This window comes from Nocardia brasiliensis, from assembly GCF_042691675.1.
GTDB classification, from domain to species: domain Bacteria; phylum Actinomycetota; class Actinomycetes; order Mycobacteriales; family Mycobacteriaceae; genus Nocardia; species Nocardia brasiliensis_D.
Genome location: NZ_CP170507.1, coordinates 1,825,689 through 1,840,992 on the forward strand (window position 1 = coordinate 1,825,689; position 15,304 = coordinate 1,840,992).

Genomic DNA, 15,304 nt, shown 5'->3' on the forward strand with positions numbered 1-15,304 from the left:
GGCTACTCGCCCGCAGGCGTGCGGCCGTCAGTCGAGATCGGTCGCGACCTCGGTGGCCGATGCGGCGATCGCGCCGGGCGTGCGGTCGCAAGCGGCGCCGCAGGGCGTTGCAAAACGACGAGAAAGCCGGACCCCGCGGTCTGATGCGGCACCCATCGCAGCGCAATCAGCGAAACATTAAGAGTCCCGCGATATCTCGGTCAGGATATGCGCCACGCTGCTAACGTGGGCCGTCCCGGGGCCGACGGTAGACCGGCTCTGCTGACAGGTGGAGATAACGCATGGCACAGTCCGGAATGAAGGAACTTATCACCCTCGGGCACGAACAGAAGTACATAACGCATGCTGAGATCAACGAGTATGTTCCGGAAGCCATCGGTGATCGGGATCAGTTCGTCGGCATCATCCAGATGCTCGACGCCCGGGGTATCCCCGTGTACGAGTCGGATCCCGTCTCCGGCGAATAGCGCCGGGTCAAGCGGGCAGTAACTCCGCGATCAGTTTCTCGATCCGATCGCGAATCTCATCGCGGATGGGTCGCACGGCATCGATGCCTTTGCCCGCGGGATCCGCGAGCACCCAATCTCGGTAACTCACCCCGGGAAAGTACGGGCAGGCGTCGCCGCAGCCCATGGTGATCACCACGTCGGAGGCTGCTACCGCGTCGGCGGTGAGGATCTTCGGCGACTGGGCGGAGATGTCGATGCCGAGTTCGGCCATGGCCTCGACCGCGGCGGGATTGATCGAGTCGGCCGGTGCGCTGCCGGCCGAGCGGACCTCGATGGCGTCTCCGGCCAGGTGGGTCAGGAACGCCGCTGCCATCTGCGAGCGGCCCGCGTTGTGCACGCAGACGAACAGAACGCTGGGCTTGGTTGCCATGGTCGGCCTTTCGATTACCGGGTCGGGGCGTCGTTGCGGCGCCGGACAGCGCGGTCGGTGCCGCTAGACGGCGGAGCTGACGGTGGAGGCGTTGTCCCGGAACCGCTTTCGCAGCGCGAGGGACACGTAGACGAGGCCGACGAGGACGGGTACCTCGATGAGGGGCCCGACGACTCCGGCGAGTGCTTGGCCCGAGGTGGCGCCATAGGTGGCGATCGCCACGGCGATGGCGAGTTCGAAGTTGTTGCCCGCGGCGGTGAACGCCATCGTGGTGGTGCGGGCGTAGCCGAGGCCCATGACGGCGCCGAGCAGGTAGCCGCCACCCCACATCAGGGCGAAGTAGATCAGCAGCGGGATGGCGATCCGTACCACATCCAGTGGCTGCGAAGTGATCTGCTTTCCTTGTAGCGCAAAGAGAATCACGATCGTGAACAGCAGCCCGTACAGCGCCCACGGCCCGATGCGCGGGAGCAGCGTCGACTCGTACCAGTCACGGCCCTTGGCGCGTTCACCCAGGCGGCGGGTCAGGTATCCGGCGAGCAGCGGGAGGCCGAGAAAGATGAGCACCGACTTCGCGATCTGCCACGGCGAGGTGTCGATGGTGGTCTGTTCCAGACCGAGCCAGCCGGGCAGCACCGACAGATAGAACCAGCCCAGCACGGCGAACATGATCACCTGGAATACCGAGTTGAGCGCGACGAGGACCGCGGCGGCCTCCCGGTCACCGCATGCCAGGTCGTTCCAGATGATCACCATCGCGATGCAGCGGGCCAGGCCGACGATGATCAAGCCGGTCCGGTACTCGGGCAGATCCGGCAGCAGCAGCCAGGCGAGCGCGAACATCAGTGCGGGACCGAGCACCCAGTTCAACACCAGCGAACCGACGAGCAGGCCACGATCACCGGTGACCGTGTCGAGGCGGTCGTAGCGAACCTTGGCCAGCACCGGGTACATCATGATCAGCAGCCCGATCGCGATCGGCAGCGAGATGCCGTCGATCTCGACCGCGCTCAGTGCGTCGCCGAGCCCGGGGATCAGCCGTCCGAGCCCGAGTCCGAGTACCATCGCGACTCCGATCCACACCGGCAGGAACCGGTCGAGCGTGGACAGCTTCGCAACGACACCCTGCTCGTTGCCCATGGTGTCCACGCTCATGCGGTCACCCCGGCCGCGGTGCCGCTTTCGGTCAGCAGCACCTGCGAAAGTCGTTGCAGTGCTTCGGGAAGCACTCGGTAATACACCCAGGACGCGCGGCGCTCGCTGTCGAGCAGTCCGGCCTCGCGCAGCACCTTTAGGTGATGGGAGATCGTCGGTTGGGTCAGGTCGATACCCTCCGACAGATCACACACGCATGCCTCTTGTCCTTCGCGGCTGGCGATCGCACTCAGCAGGCGCAGCCGAATCGGATCCGACAGCGCCTTGAACACCCCGGCCAACGCACCCGCGGCCTCGGCGGTCAGGGGTTCACGCACGATCGGTGTGGCGGTACACGACTGCACCGGCGTCACCACCAGCTTTGACTTCGACATTCGCCTATATTGATCGATATCTAATCCATGAGCAAGCAAACAGTCGGTGAACCTCGCGCGGCCGCCGAGTGCAACGGCACTCGGCGACCTCAGTTGATCGGCGATCGCCGCTCGATCAGGACCGTGTCGTGCCACACGTCATCCAACCGGGCGATGCGTTCGCGGATGCCGACGGTGCGATACCCAGCGGCGTGGTGCAGCGCGATGCCGGCCCGGTTCTCGGTGAAGATCGCCGCCTGCAGGGTCCACAGTCCGGCGGTGTCGGCTTCGGTGACCTGCTTGTGCAGCAACGCTTTTCCGACCCCGCGGCCGCGGTAGCCGTCGCCCACGAATACCGCGGTTTCGGCGACGCCCGTGTAGCACTCGCGGGTGGACACCGGGCTCGCGGCGGTCCAGCCGACGACTCGGCCGTCGATCTCGGCGACCCAGCGGTGCTCGGGCAGCCAGTGCGCGTCGAGGCTGGCGCGACTCGGCACGGTGGTTTCGAAGGTGGCCAGGCCGGTGCTGATGCCCTCGGCGTAGATGCGGCGCACGGCCGTCCAGTCGGCGGGTCGGAGCGCCCGGACGGTGACGTCGGCGGGTACCTCGTCGGGGCAGCACGGGCGCGGGGCGAGCAGGCCCATGACCGCGTCGGCGGCGTGCGGCAACCCGGCGCAGCAGGCCTCGTTGACGGTGACGATGGTGGCCGTGCCCTCTTTGTGCAGGCGGACGAATCCGACGTCGGCGAGTTTGCGCACGTGATGCGAGGTGGTGGACTGGCTGGTGCCGAGGATTTCGGTCAGCGCGCCGACGGTGATGCCCTTCGGGGTGGTGGCGACCGCGTGTAGCAGGCGCACCCGTACCGGCTCGGCCAGGCAGGCGAACCACTCGGCATAGGTGGTCGCCTCGCCGGTGGGCAGGACCTGGGCTCGGGGTAACGCGATGGCCATGGCCGCCAGTATATCGATCTGGATCGATGGTTGCATCTATCGACCCCGGTCGATACTCTCTGCATTGATTAATCGATACGGATCGATGAAAGATGGTGTGCGATGAATGCCCTTCCTGTCGTTGTCGTTGGAGCGGGCCCGGTCGGGCTGGCCGCTGCCGCCGAACTGACCGCCCGCGGGCTGCCGGTGCTCGTCCTGGAGCGCGGGGACCGAGCGGGGGCCGCGGTGGCGCAGTGGCGGCACGTTCGACTGTTCTCCCGGTGGGCCGAGCTGATCGCGCCCGCCGCCCGGCCGCTGCTCGAATCGCGGGATTGGCAGCAACCCGACCTCGACGGGTACCCGACCGGTTCGGAATGGGCAACGCGGTACTTGAGCCCGCTGGCCGAGGCGCTGGGGGACCGCGTCCGGTTCGGTGCGGAGGTGATCGGCGTGGCCCGGCGGGGGCGGGACCGGGTGGTCGATGCCGGGCGCGACACCGAACCGCTGGCCGTGCACGTTCGTACCGCCAACGGCGAGGAACGGATCGCGGCCCGCGCGGTGATCGACGCGTCGGGAACATGGACAACACCGAACCCGCTCGGCGGTGACGGTCTGCCCGCCATCAGGGAAACCGCTGCGGCGGACCGAATTTCTTACCGCGTCCCGGATCTCGCCGCGCCGGACACCGCCGCTCGGTACGCGAACAAGCACGTCGTGGTCGCCGGAAGCGGGCACTCCGCGCTCACCGCATTGGTCGCCTTCGCGGCCCTCGCGGACGAACATCCGGCAACCCGGCTCACCTGGCTGCTACGTCGCGGCGACATCGGCGCGACGTTCGGTGGCGGACAGGCCGATCAACTCCCCGCCCGTGGCGCGCTGGGTCTACGGGCACAGTCCGCCGTCGAGGCCGGACGTATCAGCGTGGTGACGGGATTCCGCACCGAAACCGTCGAACGCGACGACTCGGGTCGGCTGATACTCGTTCCCGCCGAGGGAGATCCGGTAACCGCGGTCGATGAGGTCGTGGTGCTGACCGGGTTCCGCCCTGATCTGTCGTGGCTGTCGGAAATCCGGCTCGGGTTGGACGCCACCTTGCAGGCCCCGACATCGCTCGCACCGCTGATCGATCCCAACGTCCACTCGTGTGGGACTGTGTATCCGCATGGGGTGAAGGAACTCTCGCATCCGGAGCCGGACGTTTTCCTGGTCGGTATGAAGAGCTACGGCCGCGCCCCGACGTTCCTGGCGATGACCGGCTACGAGCAGGTCCGCTCCATCGCCGCCGCGCTGGCCGGAGATCAGCAGGCCGCCGAACGGGTGGAGCTGGTGCTGCCCGAAACAGGCGTCTGCGGTGGGTCCGGGCTGTTCGACGCGCCCGCCGAGGAGTCGAGCGGCGGCTGCTGCACCGCTCCGACGGAGGCGCACGAGTTGTCGTTGTCCGCGCCGGTCGCGATCCAGGACCTGACCCTCTCCGCCACCACTTCCCGCTGAACCCCTGTGCTGGAAGCTGTTTCGGCGCCATCGGTGCCCGCCGCAACCGATACCGGGTTGCGGCGGGTGCTACTGGTGCTGTGCGTCACCGAGGTCACCAGCTGGGGCGTCCTGTTCTATGCCTTCCCTGTACTGCTCGGCAAAATAACTACCGCCACCGGCTGGTCGGCGACCGCATTGACCGCCGCGTTCTCGGCGGGACAGCTCCTCACGGCGCTCGTCGGGATTCTGGTCGGGCGGTGGCTCGACCGCCATGGTCCGCGCGGGGTGATGACCGTGGGTTCGCTGCTGGCTGTCGCGGCGCTGGTCCTGGTGGCGTCCGCATCGAGCCTGCGGTGGTTTTTCGCCGGGTGGCTGCTGGTCGGCGTGGCGATGGGGGCGGTGCTGTACCCGCCCGCCTTCGCGGCACTGACCCGCTGGCACGGCCCGGACCGGGTCAAGGCGTTGACCGTGCTGACCTTGGCCGGGGGACTGGCCAGCACGGTGTTCGCTCCGCTCACCGCCGCGCTGTCGGCGCATTTCGACTGGCGTGCAACCTATCTCGTGTTGGCGGTGATTCTCGCGGTGGTCACCGTGCCGGGCCACTGGCTCGGGCTACGGCTGCCGTGGCCGCCACGCCCGGCCGCTGAGCCCGGGCCCGCGCACCTCGCCGATCCGGGCCGAATCGGGCGTAGTCCCGTATTCCTCACGCTGGCAATCGCATTGAGTATTACCGCGTTTGCCTCCTTCGCCGTGATCGTGACCATGGTGCCGCTATTGACCGAACGCGGCATCGATAGCGGCACCGCCGCGATGGCACTCGGTCTCGGCGGCGTCGGTCAGGTCGCCAGTCGCCTCGGTTACGGGGCGCTGGCGAGTCGCACCAGTGTCCGCACCCGCACGCTGCTGATCCTGCTCGCCATCGCGGTCACCACCATCCTCCTCGGCGTGCTCACGACCGCGGCGGCGTTGATCGCCGCGGCGGTCCTGGGTGGCATGGCCCGCGGCGTGTTCACGCTGTTACATGCCACCGCCATCACCGATCGCTGGGGCACCGCTCATTACGGCCACCTCACCGGGCTGCTCTCCGCCCCGCTCACGATCACCAGGGCGCTGGCGCCGTTCGCCACCACCGCACTGGCGGCCGCGGTCGGCGGCTACGCCGCTGTTTACCTGCTGCTGGGCGGACTGGTCTCCGCCGCCGCAGTCCTGTCGTTGGTAGCTATCCCGAAACATGCACGGAAAGAACCACTTTCATGATCGACGCCTCGTCATCGGTGCCGGACAATCCGGCCTCACCGCCGCCCGCACACTGCAGAAGCACGGCCTCGCGCCGGTGATTGTCGAAGCCGGACCCGAGCCGACAGGCTCGTGGTCGCACTACTACGACACAGCCGGAATCGTGGCCGCCACCGGGTCGTTCACCAACCCGCATATCCCCGACCCGCCCGGCCGAGACGAATTCAGCGGTGCTCTGCCGCATGTCGCCGACTAGCTCAATCCCAAACCCTATGTGGGGCAACGCATTGTCGTCGTCGGGGCAGGCAACTCCGCCATTCTCCAACACACTCCGCGGCGTCCACCGCGATGCCGACCATGTCATCGGCGCGCTGGCCGCGCATGTCAAGAAGGCACCGGCAATGGTCGGGTTGTAGTGCCCACGATTGAACTCGCGGAACGCGGGGTATGCGGCGAGTAACGGGCTGGTTCGGGCTCGGTTCGCGGGTAGGCGGGCCGGGTCCGAAGCGGTCCGGAAGTCGCACCCGGCATCGTCAATGGCGACGAGCCACTCAATGTCGAGCAGGCACGGCGGGGCGGCTATACAGTTGGATCGTTCGGCGTTGCGGTAGTTGGATACCGTGCTCGCCCCTGAGAAAGGGGACACGGTTGTCCTTTCCGTTGCAGAATTCCGACGGCACCTTGCCGGAGCACGTCGCGGTTTCCCTGGGCTGGGATCCGTCCGATCAAGCCCTGTTCGTCGATTTCGACGGCACGGTCACCCCGGGCAACCGTATCGACTTGAATTCAGCGGCTTTGGTTTTCGCCGGTGAGGTACTGGTGGACACCGTCTACCACGAGCAGTTGGTGTCGCGAGACGGATCGATCTCGCACAGTGGGGACAGCCCGACGGGGGAGGGCGTGGGGGACAACGAGGTGATCACCGTCGATCTGGCGCGGTTGGCACCCGAGGTGACGGCCGTGATTTTCCTCGTAACCTCCTATTCGGGACAGAGTTTCGGGCAGATCGACAACGCGTACTACCGGCTGCTCGACACCACGCCCGGCACCGAGATCACCCGATATCTGCTGAGCGGTGGCCCGCACACCGGGCAGGTGATGGGCAAACTGCTTCGTACCCCACAGTGCTGGTATTTCGTCGGGATCGGCGAGGGTATCTACGCGCATCACCTGTCCGAAGCGGTCCCGCAGATGGCGCGGTATCTGCCATAGCGTTGAAAAGCGCCGTCAGAGGGGCTGGAATCCGGCACCGATCTCGCCGCGAGCGTTCAAGTCGTGCACGATGGCGCTGATATTGGTACCGACCTCGGGACCGAGACAGCCGATGCCGAGATAGGCGTTCACCATGCCGACCAGCGTGGTGCCGACCATGACGGGCGCCCCGGAATCGCCCTTCATCACACACATCTGGGTCCAGGTCTCGGTGTTGGTGGCACGGACATCACCCCAGGCGACGCCGCAACTCGTTCCGGTGGTGCTGCCCCGCTTGCACACCACCGTCGGGAACTGCGCGGGCGCACCGAGCCCGGTGATGGTGGTTCCGCCGACCCGGTTCACCGGAGTGACCCGCTGCTCATCGAATTCGATGACCGCGTAATCCAGGGTGCGGTCGGAATAGACGAACCGGCCCACCGCCGTGCCGTCGGGATCGGCCTCGACGACGACGGTCGCGCCCGGCTCTCCGCAGTGTCCCGCGGTCAAACCGACCAACCGCTGCGCGCTGTCCCGGCCGATCGTCGTCAGCGTGCACCCGGCCCGCGCGTCGACCACGATGCCGGAGCCGCCGCCGATCGTCGGTGGCGTGTCGGCTGCCTGGGCTTGCGCGGACGCGGATCCGGCGGCGAGCACTGCGGCGGTGGCGGCGAAGGCGAGCGCGGTTCGTGTCATGGGCATGACTCCTCTGGTTCGGTCGCCCGGCACCGTCGCACCGGGGTGTTCGCGACATTCCCGACTCGACCGATTCCAAACGGGCTATGTCGCAACCGAATTCACATAGGCGCTGTGGACCTCCGTCAGGTATTGCCGATGCGGGCCGCCCTCAGCTGACCAGCCCGCGCCGGATCAGCAGCGGCTCGATCGCGGGCGCGCGGCCACGGAACGACTCGAAGGCCGCCAGCGGGTCCACCGATCCACCCCGGGACAGCAGTTCGCGTCGGAACACCGTGCCCTTCTCACGGATCGACGTGGCACCGTCGTTGAACCAGTCGACCGTGTCCGCGTCGAGCACCTCGCTCCAGATGTAGGAGTAGTAGCCCGCGGCGTACCCGCCCGAGAAGATGTGCGCGAAGTACCCGGTCCGGTACCGCGGCGGAATCGCCTCGATGGCCAGGCCCGCTTTTCGGAGCGCCGCTTCCTCGAACGCCTCGGCGTCGGCTCCGGCCAGCGCCTCGGCTCCGGGTACGCGGTGCCATGCCCAGTCCAGCAGTGCGGCACCGAGGTATTCGACGGTGCGGAAGCCCTCGCCGAACCGCTCGGCCGCCACCATGCGCTCGACCAGTTCGGCGGGCATCGGCTCGCCGGTCTCGAAGTGCCGCGCATAGTTGGCCAGCACGTCCGGCTGAGCCATCCACATCTCGTTCACCTGCGAAGGGAACTCGACGAAGTCCCGCGGCACCTCGGTCCCGGCGAAGAACGGATATCGCACATCCGAGAACAGCCCGTGCAGCGCGTGCCCGAACTCATGGAAGAGCGTTCTGACGTTGTCCCAGGTCAGCAGGGCAGGTTCGGCCGCGGGCGGCTTCACCACATTGAGGTTGTTCACTACCACCGGCAGCGTTCCCAATAGCCGGGATTGGCTGACGAGCTCGTTCATCCAGGCCCCGCCGTGTTTCGACGGCCGGGCGAAGAAGTCACCGAGGAACAGCCCCAGCGCGCTGCCGTCCGCGTCGAACACCTCGAAGACTCGGACCTCAGGGTGGTAACCGACCAGATCCTCGCGCTCCCGGAAGGTGATCCCGTAGACCTGCTCGGCGGCGAAGAACACCCCGTCCCGCAACACCCGCTCGAGCTCGAAGTAGGGGCGCAGTGCCTCGGCGTCTACCGAGAACCGTTCGGCGCGCACCCGTTCCGACCAGTACAGCCAGTCCCAGGAGCGGAGTTCGCCGTCGTGGTCGGTCGAGTTCGCCCGCATTGCCGCCGTCAGCTCGGACGCCTCCCGCTCCGCGTTGGCCACCGCGGGCGGCACGAGCCGCCCGAGCATTTCCTCCACCGCCTCGGCCGAGCGTGCGGTCTGGTCCTCCACCGCGTACGTCGCGTGATCCGGGTAGCCGAGCAAGGCGGCGCGTTCGGCCCGCAGGGCGGCGATCCGGACGGCGAGCACATCATTACCGTCCGCGCCGAATCCGCGCCCCAGCGAGGCCGCCATCATCCGGCGCCGCACCTCCCGGTCGGCCAGTTCCCGCAGGACGGGCTGGTTGGAGACGTTCTGCAGGCTGAGCGCCCACGCCCCTTCGCGGCCGAGCGACCGCGCGTTCTCGGCCGCGGCGGCGACCGCCGCGGGAGCGAGTCCGGCCAGTTCCTCGACGTTCTCCAAGACCAGCACCGCGGCGTTTCTGGCCGCCACATTGTTCTGCCCGAATTCGGTGGCCGCCGCGGCGATTTCGGTGTTGAGCGCGCGCAACCGAGCCTGCCCGTCGGCGTCGAGTCCGGCACCGGCCCGGACGAACCTGAGGTGGTACTGCTCCAGCAACCGCAATTCCTCGGCGGCCAAGCCGAGTTCGTCGCGGCGTCCATACAGCGATTCGATCCTGGCGAAGAACGCGGGATCGAGATAGATGGCGTCCCGGTGCGCGGCCAGCCTGGGCGACATCTCGGCCTCGATCGCGTCGGTACCCGGGCTGGAGTCCGCGGAGGCGATATTGAAGAAGGCATTGGACACTCGGGTGAGCAAGGCTCCCGAACGTTCCAGCGCTACTACGGTATTGGGGAACGAGGGCGCGTCGTCGACGGCGGTGATGGCGGCGACCTCGGCCAACTGCTCTGCCATGCCGCGCTCGAACGCGGGCACGTAGTGCTCCTCGCGGATCTCGGCGAACGGCGGCAACTGGTAGGGGAGCGTGCTCGGCTCGAAGAACGGGTTGCTCGTCATAGCTGAAACCTTATGCCGGAACGGTGTACGACGGTGTGGGCGCTGCTACCGGTCGGAAGTGTCTGACTAGGATTGGCTTCTTTGTCGGTCCGTGGGCGTGTGAAGGGAATCCGTATGGCTCGCAAAGTGGTTGTGACGCTGGTCGACGACTTCGATGGGGAGTCGCAGGCCGAAGAGACGGTGATGTTCGCCGTCGACGGTGTGGGATATGAGCTGGACTTGTCTGTGCTCAACGCCAGCAAGCTGCGTGGTGTCTTCGAGGAATGGACACCGCATGCCCGCAAGGTCGGCCGGGTGCCGCGCGGCAAGAACGGTGCGGTGCGTCCAGCGGGGGATCGGGCGCAGACCGCGGCGATTCGGGATTGGGCGAAGCAGAGCGGTATCGAGGTGTCGAGCCGGGGACGGGTATCGGCGGAGGTCGTCGAGGCGTACAGCAAGGCGAACGCCTAGTCCGAGTTCGACGTAGCGGATCGCGTGCTCCGACCGGCGTCTGTCGCCGGCGGCACGCGATCTTTTTTCTCGGCAAGGTTATGCCGTATGCCATATTGCCTACTCAGCGGACTAGCTGTTACCGTGCGTCACGTCAAGGTCCAGACGCGCGCATAACCGAAGGTCACGGGCTCGCACAGACAGCGGAGAAGGTCATGAAGAGTGCCTGGGTGTACGGCGTTGTAGTCCTGGTTCTAGGTGTGACGGCTCTCTTCATAGCCCGGCTGCGGCTGAGTGAGATCCCGGATTTGGCGATCGGGCATTCGACCCCGCCGCCGGTGCTGGGGCGGCCGAGCGAACAGGTCATCGACTACGAGATCGACGGGCCGAGCGGAACCTCGGTGCGGCTGTCGTATCTCGATGCACAGGGCCAGGTTCGCGATGTGTCGACCGGCCTGCCGTGGCGGACCTCGATGCGCACCGACAGGCTGACCCTGCCGACGGGCGTGGTCGCGCAATCGGATGCCGATCATGTGTCCTGCCGCATCGTCATCAACGGGGAGCCAAGGGACGCTCAGGTGTCGGATGGGCCGTTCGCCGCGGTCAACTGCAAGGTGCCGGTGTCATGAGCGCCGTGCGGGCCCGGCTGCGGGAGCTACTCGTCAAGATTCGTGGCGAGTTCGCGGTGCCGTTCGACAGGCAACATCTGCGCCGCAGGCCGGGCCGACCGATTCTCGCGCGACTGATGTACACGTTCTCGGTGCCGATCATCGCCGTGTGGTTGATAGCGGCAGGCGGGCTCAATTTCTTCGTTCCCCAGCTCGAGACGGTGGTCAAGGGACATGCCCAGTCCTTTCTGCCGGACGAGGCCTCATCGGTGCAGGCGATCGTCAAGATGGGCCACTATTTCGGCGGGGCGGGGACGAACAATTTCGTCTATGTCCTGCTGGAAGGGGACGCCCCGCTCGGCAATGACGCGCACCGCTATTACACGGCGCTGCTGGATCGCCTGACTCAGGACAAAGCGCACATCAATTCCGCGATGGACCTGTGGTCCAACCCGGACTTCTCTCCGGCGAGTGAGAGTTCCGACGGAAAGGTGTCGTATGTGCTGCTCAACCTGGCGGGAAATATGGGCACCGCCATGGCCATGGAATCCACCCAGGCGGCCAGGGACATCATCGCCGATTACCCGCCGCCACCAGGGATCAAGGTCCATCTGACCGGTCCCTCCGCGGTTGTCAACGACGAACTCGTGGCGATCAACGATTCCATGTTGCTGCTCATCGTCGTGTGCGCCGGGCTGGTCGGGGCGGTCCTGATCTGCGTATACCGTTCGCCGATCACGGCGGCGATGCCGCTGCTCACGGTCGGCATGGGCCTCGCCGTCGCCCGGCCCGTGGTGGCCTACTTCGGCGAGCATCAGATGATCGGTGTCTCGATCTTCGCGTCCGCGCTGCTCGCGGTGATCGTGCTCGGGGCGGGCACGAACTATGGCATTTTCCTGCTCGGTAGGTATCAAGAGGCCCGGCGTGCCGGTGTGGATCCCGAAACCGCGTATTACACGGCGCTGCGCGGGGTTCTGCACATCATCGTCGCGTCCGGCCTGACGGTTGCCGGGGCGACGGCCTGCATGTCCTTCACCAGGCTGGCGATCTTCAGCACCTCCGGGTTGCCCTGCACGATCGCGGTGATGGTCACCCTCGCCGCCGCACTGACGCTGGGGCCCGCGCTGCTGGCACTCGGGAGCCGCCTCGGCTTTTTCGAACCGCGCGCGCAGTCGTCGCAGCGTAGGTGGCGGCGGATCGCGACCACCGTGGTCCGCTGGCCCGGCCCGGTGCTGGTCGCCGCCCTCACCGTGCTGGTGCTCGCCATCCTGGTGCTGCCCACGTTCCGGCCCAGCTTCAACGAGCGCATCGCGCAACCCAGCGACTCGCTGGCGAACCAAGGATTCGCGGCAGCCGACCGCCATCTACCGCCGAATATCATGGCGCCCAGCATCTTTCTCGTCGAATCCGATCACGACCTGCGCAATCCCGCGGATCTGATCGCACTCGCGAAACTGACCAATGCCGTGTTGAAGGTCCCCGGAGTAAGTGCGGTGCAGGGGATTACGCGTCCGTTGACGACACCGTTGGAGCAGGGCACGCTCACCAACCAGGCGGGTTACATCGGCAACCGCTTCACCCAAATGACGACCATGCTCAGCCAGCGGCTCGACGACCTCACCACCCTCGCCGGGCGCATCGATCAGCTGAATCTCACGGTCAAAGGTGTGGAAGACGCACTGAGCACTGGCAAAGCGGGCTTCGACGAGGTGAACAGCAATGCCGCCGCGCTCCAGACCGACGTTGCCGGAGTGGTCGACAAACTGAACTCGTTGCGGGATACGGCCGGGCCCGCAAGACAATTCGTCAGCTCGATCCCGCAATGCCATGACGTGCGGGCCTGCCAGGCCGCGCTGACCGGGTTCTCTCTCTTCGACGATGTCGGCAAGCTCGACACCGTCGTCGACGGTCTGGTGCAGGGCGTGCATTCCGCCTCGCAAGCCTTCCCGCAGCTCGCCGCGCAGCTGGCGAGCGTCAAGGACTTCATCGCACAGGTGGAAGGCATTCTCGCGCCATTGCAGAGCACGCTGAACATGCTGCTCCCGCAGGTATCGGACATCAGCCAATTCCTGGGAGAAGTCAGCAAGAGCTTCACCACGGGAGACCCCGACGACTTCTTCTTCATGCCCAGCCAGGCATTCGACAGTCCGCTCTTCAAGAGCGCACTGCCCTATTTCTTCTCGCCGGACGGCAAGGTGACCCGGATGATCGTCACACCGCAGATGGAAGGATTCAGCCGCGAGGCAATGGATCTCAGCGCGAAGATCATCCCGGCGTCCTTGCAAGCGATGAAGGGCACCTCGCTGGCGGGCAGCACGGTCAGTATCGGTGGACCCGGCGGCACGCTGCTCAATATCGAGGCCTTCGTCCGCGAGGACTTCATCACCAGCGTCGTCGCCGCGTTCGCGTTCGTGTTCTGTGTGGTCCTGATCCTGCTGCGCAGCCTCGTCGCGGCCGTCGCGGTGATCGGCACGGTGGCACTGTCCTACCTGTCCGCTTTGGGCCTGACCGTCCTGATCTGGCAGCACCTCATCGGCAATCCGTTGCACTGGTCGGTGGCGCCGGTTTCGTTCATATTCCTGGTCGCCGTGGGCGCGGACTACAACATGCTGCTGGTGAGCAGATTCAAAGAGGAGCTCGCAGCGGGCATCAATACCGGAATCATCCGGTCGATGGTCAATACCGGCGGGGTGGTCACCACCGCGGGGTTGGTATTCGGTTTCACGATGTTCGCCATGCTCGTCAGCTACGCGCACAACATCGCCCAAATCGGCACCACCGTCGGGATCGGGCTCTTCCTGGACACCCTGATAGTCCGGTCCTTCGTGGTCCCCACCATCGCGGCGCTGGCCGGTCGCTGGTTCTGGTGGCCGATCAACATTCAGCGGACCGCGACAACTGGCCGACCGTGATACACCGGACAGTATGCGGTTGCTGATCATCTCCGACACCCACGTGCCCAAGCGCGCGCGGGATCTGCCGGAGTTGTTGTGGCGCGAGGTGGACGCGGCCGATGTGGTCGTGCACGCGGGCGACTGGGTCGAGGTGGCGTTGCTGGATCAGCTTGAGGCCCGCAGCAAGCGCCTGATCGGCGTGTACGGCAACAACGATGGCCCGCGGCTGCGCGCCAGACTGCCCGAGATCGCCCGCACCGAATTGGCTGGGCTGCGGCTGGCGGTGGTGCACGAAACCGGACCCGCGAAGGGCCGGGAGCAGCGGTGCGCACGGGACTTCCCGGATACCGATGTGCTGGTGTTCGGGCACAGCCATATTCCGTGGGACAGCGTTGCCGAGAGCGGACTGCGGCTGCTCAACCCCGGTTCACCCACGGATCGACGACGGCAGCCCGAGCACACCTACCTGACAGCTCGGGTCCGTTCGGGTCGGCTGTGTGAGGTGGAACTGCACGCCATTCCGCCGCGGTGAGAGCTCACCGGGTCGCGAGGTAGATCGTGTTGCTCGATCGGCTCCCGGTGAGCGGGTTGTCGAAGAACACCCGCTGGGCTTCGACATCGGTGAAGACGGCTTCCAGGGTCGCCACGAATTGGTCGTCCGGGGCGTCGTCGGACCACAGGGCGAAGGTGCCGCCCGGGGCGAGAAACGCGGACATGGCGCGCAGGCCGTCCGGGGTGTAGAACGCGCCGTGCGGGTGATGCAGCACGTGGCGTGGTGAGTGGTCGATATCCAGCAAGATCGCGTCGTAGGTCCGGCCGGGCTGATCCGGGTCGAACCCCGCCGGGCCCGCGGCTGCCGCGAAGAAGTCCGCGCACACGAGCGTCACCCGGCTGTCGGCGGCCAATCCGGCAGTGTCGGGCAACAATTCGCGATTGTGCCAGTCGATGACCGCCTCGGAATATTCGACGACGGTCAGTGTCCGAATCCGTGGATCGGCCAGGGCTTCTCGTGCGGTGTAGCCCAAGCCGAGTCCGCCGACGAGCACGTCCAATTCCTCGCCGGGGGTACGAGCCAGGCCCAATCGGGCCAGCTCGCATTCCGCGACGGTGAACAGACTCGACATCAGGTACTCGTCGCCGAGCTTGACTTCATAGACATCGGTGCGCGCGGTGGGATCGAACCGGCGGCGCAGGCTGATCTCGCCCATCGGCGTCGGCTGCCAGCCGAGTTCCTCGAAGTGTGCGCTCATCGCAGTGACGA

At 66.5% G+C, this 15,304-nt stretch carries 16 protein-coding genes; 9 read left to right on the top strand and 7 right to left on the bottom strand.

All coding sequences use genetic code 11. From position 1 onward, the window contains the following. Positions 1 to 281: 281 nt before the first annotated feature. Positions 282 to 467 carry an RNA polymerase sigma factor region1.1 domain-containing protein gene (locus ACFK0J_RS08485; protein ID WP_218474769.1) on the top strand — a complete coding sequence of 62 codons (186 nt, stop codon included), beginning with the start codon at positions 282 to 284 and terminating at the stop codon, positions 465 to 467. Between the two features lie 7 nt (positions 468 to 474). Here the strand turns inward: ACFK0J_RS08485 and ACFK0J_RS08490 are convergent, their stop codons facing one another. The 4 genes from ACFK0J_RS08490 to ACFK0J_RS08505 all read right to left on the bottom strand — a co-directional run bounded on the left by ACFK0J_RS08490 (position 475) and on the right by ACFK0J_RS08505 (position 3,337). Beyond that, entirely contained in the window at positions 475 to 879 is a 405-nt protein-coding gene (locus ACFK0J_RS08490) for an arsenate reductase ArsC (protein WP_378738155.1), read from the bottom strand. Positions 880 to 942: 63 nt separating this feature from the next. After that, entirely contained in the window at positions 943 to 2,034 is a 1,092-nt protein-coding gene (gene arsB / locus ACFK0J_RS08495; RefSeq protein ID WP_378738157.1) for an ACR3 family arsenite efflux transporter, read from the bottom strand. Next, on the bottom strand, positions 2,031 to 2,408 hold the full coding sequence (locus ACFK0J_RS08500; protein WP_378738159.1) for an ArsR/SmtB family transcription factor: 378 nt from the start codon (positions 2,406 to 2,408) through the stop codon (positions 2,031 to 2,033). Before ACFK0J_RS08500 ends, arsB begins: the two co-directional genes overlap by 4 nt. A gap of 89 nt (positions 2,409 to 2,497) precedes the next feature. Further along, positions 2,498 to 3,337 (bottom strand): helix-turn-helix domain-containing GNAT family N-acetyltransferase, encoded by an 840-nt coding sequence (locus ACFK0J_RS08505; RefSeq protein WP_378738162.1) that lies wholly within the window; start codon positions 3,335 to 3,337, stop codon positions 2,498 to 2,500. A 102-nt stretch (positions 3,338 to 3,439) separates the two neighbouring features. Here ACFK0J_RS08505 and ACFK0J_RS08510 point away from each other — a divergent pair, with 102 nt between their 5' ends. The 4 genes from ACFK0J_RS08510 (at position 3,440) to ACFK0J_RS08525 (ending at position 7,237) form a co-directional block, all read left to right on the top strand. Continuing rightward, positions 3,440 to 4,807 carry an FAD-dependent oxidoreductase gene (locus tag ACFK0J_RS08510; RefSeq protein ID WP_378738163.1) on the top strand — a complete coding sequence of 456 codons (1,368 nt, stop codon included), beginning with the start codon at positions 3,440 to 3,442 and terminating at the stop codon, positions 4,805 to 4,807. 33 nt (positions 4,808 to 4,840) lie between these two features. Then, positions 4,841 to 6,046, top strand: coding sequence for an MFS transporter (locus ACFK0J_RS08515; RefSeq protein WP_378738165.1), 1,206 nt, complete (start codon positions 4,841 to 4,843; stop codon positions 6,044 to 6,046). Further along, entirely contained in the window at positions 6,021 to 6,281 is a 261-nt protein-coding gene (locus tag ACFK0J_RS08520) for an NAD(P)-binding protein (RefSeq protein ID WP_378738167.1), read from the top strand. Before ACFK0J_RS08515 ends, ACFK0J_RS08520 begins: the two co-directional genes overlap by 26 nt. Before the next feature lie 191 nt (positions 6,282 to 6,472). Beyond that, positions 6,473 to 7,237, top strand: a complete 765-nt coding sequence (locus tag ACFK0J_RS08525; RefSeq protein WP_378738169.1) for a TerD family protein — start codon at positions 6,473 to 6,475, stop codon at positions 7,235 to 7,237. Between the two features lie 15 nt (positions 7,238 to 7,252). Here the strand turns inward: ACFK0J_RS08525 and ACFK0J_RS08530 are convergent, their stop codons facing one another. Then, positions 7,253 to 7,912: a S1 family peptidase gene (locus ACFK0J_RS08530; RefSeq protein ID WP_378738171.1), complete on the bottom strand. Its 660-nt coding sequence runs from the start codon at positions 7,910 to 7,912 to the stop codon at positions 7,253 to 7,255. A 151-nt stretch (positions 7,913 to 8,063) separates the two neighbouring features. Further along, a complete protein-coding gene (locus ACFK0J_RS08535; RefSeq protein ID WP_378738173.1) occupies positions 8,064 to 10,112 on the bottom strand; it encodes a M3 family metallopeptidase in 2,049 nt (682 codons plus the stop codon). Positions 10,113 to 10,226: 114 nt separating this feature from the next. Here ACFK0J_RS08535 and ACFK0J_RS08540 point away from each other — a divergent pair, with 114 nt between their 5' ends. The 4 genes from ACFK0J_RS08540 to ACFK0J_RS08555 all read left to right on the top strand — a co-directional run bounded on the left by ACFK0J_RS08540 (position 10,227) and on the right by ACFK0J_RS08555 (position 14,575). Beyond that, positions 10,227 to 10,562 (top strand): Lsr2 family protein, encoded by a 336-nt coding sequence (locus ACFK0J_RS08540; RefSeq protein ID WP_378738175.1) that lies wholly within the window; start codon positions 10,227 to 10,229, stop codon positions 10,560 to 10,562. A gap of 194 nt (positions 10,563 to 10,756) precedes the next feature. Next, positions 10,757 to 11,170: an MmpS family transport accessory protein gene (locus ACFK0J_RS08545; protein WP_378738177.1), complete on the top strand. Its 414-nt coding sequence runs from the start codon at positions 10,757 to 10,759 to the stop codon at positions 11,168 to 11,170. A 116-nt stretch (positions 11,171 to 11,286) separates the two neighbouring features. Next, the gene (locus tag ACFK0J_RS08550) at positions 11,287 to 14,061 is read left to right on the top strand and encodes an RND family transporter (RefSeq protein ID WP_378742705.1); all 2,775 of its coding nucleotides are present in this window, start codon (positions 11,287 to 11,289) and stop codon (positions 14,059 to 14,061) included. A 13-nt stretch (positions 14,062 to 14,074) separates the two neighbouring features. After that, entirely contained in the window at positions 14,075 to 14,575 is a 501-nt protein-coding gene (locus ACFK0J_RS08555) for a metallophosphoesterase family protein (protein WP_378738179.1), read from the top strand. Positions 14,576 to 14,579: 4 nt separating this feature from the next. Here ACFK0J_RS08555 and ACFK0J_RS08560 read toward each other — a convergent pair whose 3' ends face one another. Then, positions 14,580 to 15,293 (bottom strand): spermidine synthase, encoded by a 714-nt coding sequence (locus ACFK0J_RS08560; RefSeq protein WP_378738181.1) that lies wholly within the window; start codon positions 15,291 to 15,293, stop codon positions 14,580 to 14,582. Positions 15,294 to 15,304: the final 11 nt, after the last annotated feature.

Excerpts from the sequence above, each read along its gene's own strand:
- ACFK0J_RS08485 (WP_218474769.1), top strand. The coding sequence starts at position 282 with ATGGCACAGTCCGGAATGAAGGAACTTATCACCCTCGGGCACGAACAG.
- ACFK0J_RS08490 (WP_378738155.1), bottom strand. The coding sequence starts at position 879 with ATGGCAACCAAGCCCAGCGTTCTGTTCGTCTGCGTGCACAACGCGGGC.
- arsB (WP_378738157.1), bottom strand. The coding sequence starts at position 2,034 with ATGAGCGTGGACACCATGGGCAACGAGCAGGGTGTCGTTGCGAAGCTG.
- ACFK0J_RS08500 (WP_378738159.1), bottom strand. The coding sequence starts at position 2,408 with ATGTCGAAGTCAAAGCTGGTGGTGACGCCGGTGCAGTCGTGTACCGCC.
- ACFK0J_RS08505 (WP_378738162.1), bottom strand. The coding sequence starts at position 3,337 with ATGGCCATCGCGTTACCCCGAGCCCAGGTCCTGCCCACCGGCGAGGCG.
- ACFK0J_RS08510 (WP_378738163.1), top strand. The coding sequence starts at position 3,440 with ATGAATGCCCTTCCTGTCGTTGTCGTTGGAGCGGGCCCGGTCGGGCTG.
- ACFK0J_RS08520 (WP_378738167.1), top strand. The coding sequence starts at position 6,021 with ATGCACGGAAAGAACCACTTTCATGATCGACGCCTCGTCATCGGTGCC.
- ACFK0J_RS08525 (WP_378738169.1), top strand. The coding sequence starts at position 6,473 with ATGCGGCGAGTAACGGGCTGGTTCGGGCTCGGTTCGCGGGTAGGCGGG.
- ACFK0J_RS08530 (WP_378738171.1), bottom strand. The coding sequence starts at position 7,912 with ATGACACGAACCGCGCTCGCCTTCGCCGCCACCGCCGCAGTGCTCGCC.
- ACFK0J_RS08535 (WP_378738173.1), bottom strand. The coding sequence starts at position 10,112 with ATGACGAGCAACCCGTTCTTCGAGCCGAGCACGCTCCCCTACCAGTTG.
- ACFK0J_RS08540 (WP_378738175.1), top strand. The coding sequence starts at position 10,227 with ATGGCTCGCAAAGTGGTTGTGACGCTGGTCGACGACTTCGATGGGGAG.
- ACFK0J_RS08545 (WP_378738177.1), top strand. The coding sequence starts at position 10,757 with ATGAAGAGTGCCTGGGTGTACGGCGTTGTAGTCCTGGTTCTAGGTGTG.
- ACFK0J_RS08550 (WP_378742705.1), top strand. The coding sequence starts at position 11,287 with ATGTACACGTTCTCGGTGCCGATCATCGCCGTGTGGTTGATAGCGGCA.
- ACFK0J_RS08555 (WP_378738179.1), top strand. The coding sequence starts at position 14,075 with ATGCGGTTGCTGATCATCTCCGACACCCACGTGCCCAAGCGCGCGCGG.
- ACFK0J_RS08560 (WP_378738181.1), bottom strand. The coding sequence starts at position 15,293 with ATGAGCGCACACTTCGAGGAACTCGGCTGGCAGCCGACGCCGATGGGC.